The sequence below is a fragment of the Lentiprolixibacter sp. genome, assembly GCF_982873095.1.
In genome coordinates this window covers 5,424-8,121 of record NZ_CEYNTP010000122.1, presented here as the reverse complement: position 1 = coordinate 8,121, position 2,698 = coordinate 5,424, and the positions used below count along the sequence as shown (strand labels likewise).

At 46.1% G+C, this 2,698-nt stretch carries 5 protein-coding genes; 2 read left to right on the top strand and 3 right to left on the bottom strand.

What is annotated here, in order from left to right; translation table 11 throughout:
- Positions 1-247 (top strand): carboxy terminal-processing peptidase (locus AC4E7D_RS08550; protein WP_490173387.1); only part of this gene is annotated, 247 nt, incomplete at its 5' end.
- An 80-nt stretch (positions 248-327) separates the two neighbouring features.
- On the opposite strand, the gene msrA is transcribed toward AC4E7D_RS08550, so the two are convergent.
- Both msrA and msrB read right to left on the bottom strand, forming a co-directional pair.
- The gene (msrA, locus tag AC4E7D_RS08545) at positions 328-870 is read right to left on the bottom strand and encodes a peptide-methionine (S)-S-oxide reductase MsrA (RefSeq protein WP_490173386.1); all 543 of its coding nucleotides are present in this window, start codon (positions 868-870) and stop codon (positions 328-330) included.
- The gene (gene msrB / locus AC4E7D_RS08540) at positions 860-1,321 is read right to left on the bottom strand and encodes a peptide-methionine (R)-S-oxide reductase MsrB (protein WP_490173385.1); all 462 of its coding nucleotides are present in this window, start codon (positions 1,319-1,321) and stop codon (positions 860-862) included. Before msrB ends, msrA begins: the two co-directional genes overlap by 11 nt.
- Positions 1,322-1,462: 141 nt before the next feature.
- On the opposite strand from msrB, the gene AC4E7D_RS08535 reads away from it, so the two are divergent.
- Positions 1,463-2,284: a DNA/RNA non-specific endonuclease gene (locus AC4E7D_RS08535; RefSeq protein ID WP_490173384.1), complete on the top strand. Its 822-nt coding sequence runs from the start codon at positions 1,463-1,465 to the stop codon at positions 2,282-2,284.
- Here AC4E7D_RS08535 and rodA read toward each other — a convergent pair.
- Positions 2,281-2,698 (bottom strand): rod shape-determining protein RodA (gene rodA, locus AC4E7D_RS08530; protein ID WP_490173383.1); only part of this gene is annotated, 418 nt, incomplete at its 5' end. The two genes, AC4E7D_RS08535 and rodA, sit on opposite strands and share 4 nt — an antisense overlap.

Genomic DNA, 2,698 nt, shown 5'->3' with positions numbered 1-2,698 from the left:
GGAGGAAAAGAACCGCGAACGTTCCAACTACTTCAAGTCCCTGTCTGATTATGATTCCAAACTCACGTTTGAGTCGTTAAAGTATGAGAAAGAGTTGTTTACCAAGGATCCTGTTCTCAGAGAGAAAAGAGACCGTTGGCATCGCAACCTGGCAAGGGATGTATACGTGGAAGAGGCAGTCAATGTATTGCGTGATCTACGCCTGAACAATATCAAACACACCAAACTGGCCAGCGTTAAAGGATAAAGCATTCCTGATAGAAATAAAAAAAGCCTTGCAAATGTTGCGAGGCTTTTTTCTTTAGGTAACTTCCCTAGGTGTGAAGGCTACCTTTTTAGCTTATCGGCATACTGTTCCCTGAGCTTAGACAGTTTGGGGGAGATCACGAACTGACAATACCCTTGTTCCGAGTTATTGGCATAGTAATCCTGATGATAATCTTCTGCCTCAAAGAACTTGGGTAACGGGCTTAATTCAGTTACAATGGGGTTTTTATAATAGTCCTTTAGAGAGGCCAGCACGTCGATTGCGATTTTCTGTTGTTCCTCATCGTGGAAAAAAATGACAGACCTGTATTGGGTGCCCACATCTGCGCCTTGTCTGTTCAAGGTAGTCGGATCATGGGTGGTCATGAAAATAACCAATAAATCGCGATAGGAGATTTCCTCCGGATTGAAGGTCACCTGAACCACTTCTGCATGTCCGGTAAGGCCGGAGCAAACCTCCCGGTAAGTGGGCTTCCCGGGAACACGGCCACCTGCATAGCCCGAAACCACCTCTATCACTCCATTAACCTCCTGAAAGACCGCTTCGGTACACCAGAAGCAACCTCCTCCAAATGTGGCCTGTTCCTGTTGATTACTCTTCATGCTCAGCAGGTTTTAACAGTTTGATGGCAGCTGAATTAATACAGTACCTCAGGCCACTGGGAGGCGGCCCGTCAGGAAATACATGTCCCAGGTGCCCGTCACAGGTATTACAAAGGACTTCTACCCGAATCATGCCAAAGGAAGTATCCTTCACATACTTAATAGCATTTTCTTTAATAGGTTGGGTGAAACTCGGCCAACCTGTACCGGATTCGAACTTAATTCCTGAATCAAATAATTCGGTATCACAGCAAACGCAGGCGTATTTCCCTGCCTCATAAATACCGCATAACGCACCTGTATGAGGGGCTTCGGTTCCTTTCAAACGCGTAATCCTGAATTGTTCTGGGCTTAGTTGCTGCTGCCACTCTTCTTCGGTTTTCTCCACCCTGTTGTCAGGTTCAGGATTCCCTTTAGTGCTATATCTGATAATATCTTTCCAGCGTAACATATTTTTTCCTTTTCAATGGATCAATTCATTAAAAATGCTCCCGAAAAAAGGGAACATTTTGCACTTCAAAGGTCGTGATTTATATCGAAAACTTACAACAGGGGGAACTGTAAGACCTGAGATTTCTGCTATTTTTACGGTATGGCAAAAATGTCAAAATCGCGAAAACGCTACCTGCTGTATACCGGGCTCATGATCTTCGTCATTGTGGCCTTTTGGGTGATTGAGAATTTCTATACCCCTGCACACTATTCTGCCCCGGAAGGGATTGAGGCACCCACCCCTTTTCCCGACTCGCTCCTGCCAGAAACTACTACAGGAGACCTGGTAGAACACCAGCATTTTACCCTTTCCTATCACGAACGTTATGAGCAGGCAGAGTGGGTAGCCTATGTTTTGAAAAGGGAACATCTTACGGACCACGAACGCGAACGGCCCTACTTTATTGAGGATCCCAAGGTAAGGACCAAATCAGCAGACTGGCGGAACTATAAGGGTTCTGGTTTTGACCGGGGCCATCTATGTCCGGCAGGAGACCGGCGCTTTTCCGAATATGCCTTTAATGAAACCTTTTATACCAGTAATATTACGCCTCAGGAGAATGAGTTTAATGCAGGTATCTGGAACGATCTTGAGAAAAGGGTACGGTCCTGGTGCAGGATTTCCGGAACACTATATGTGATCACGGGAGGGGTTTTAGAACCTTCCCTGGATCGTATTGGCGACGAAGGTGTGGCGGTCCCGGATTACTATTATAAGATCGTAGCTCTGGGTTCGGGTGATTCCCTGCGTGTCGCTTGCTTTTTACTGCCCCACAGGAACACCACCTTGCCTCTTGATAAATACCTGGTGTCTGTGGATGAGCTGGAAAAGCGCACCGGAATTGATTTCTTTCCCGGTTTGCCAGACACAGTTGAGAATAGAATAGAAAGGGAAATTGCGAAAAAATACTGGACATTCTAAAGCCACTCATTAAGCCGGTTGGCATCCAGTTTTATGAAGATAAAGAGGAGGATGGTAAAGCCTAACAGCCCGGACCCCCCATAACTGAAGAAGGGTAGTGGAATTCCTATGGTAGGAAGGATACCAATGACCATCCCGATATTGATAAAATAGTGGATCAGTAAGATCGAGATCACACCATAGCCGTACATCCGGCTGAAATCATTTTTCTGCCTCTCCGCCAGATGTACCAGCCGCAACAGCAATAAGGTAAACAATAGCACTACGAGGGTGGTCCCGATAAATCCCCATTCTTCCCCTACGGTACTGAAAATATAATCGGTGTGTTGTTCCGGGACAAAATCGCCTTTGGTCCTGGTACCTTCCAGGAAGCCTTTTCCTTTCATGCCTCCGGATTCTATTGCTTTTTCTGAC

Excerpts from the sequence above, each read along its gene's own strand:
- AC4E7D_RS08535 (WP_490173384.1), top strand. The coding sequence starts at position 1,463 with ATGGCAAAAATGTCAAAATCGCGAAAACGCTACCTGCTGTATACCGGG.
- msrA (WP_490173386.1), bottom strand. The coding sequence starts at position 870 with ATGAAGAGTAATCAACAGGAACAGGCCACATTTGGAGGAGGTTGCTTC.
- msrB (WP_490173385.1), bottom strand. The coding sequence starts at position 1,321 with ATGTTACGCTGGAAAGATATTATCAGATATAGCACTAAAGGGAATCCT.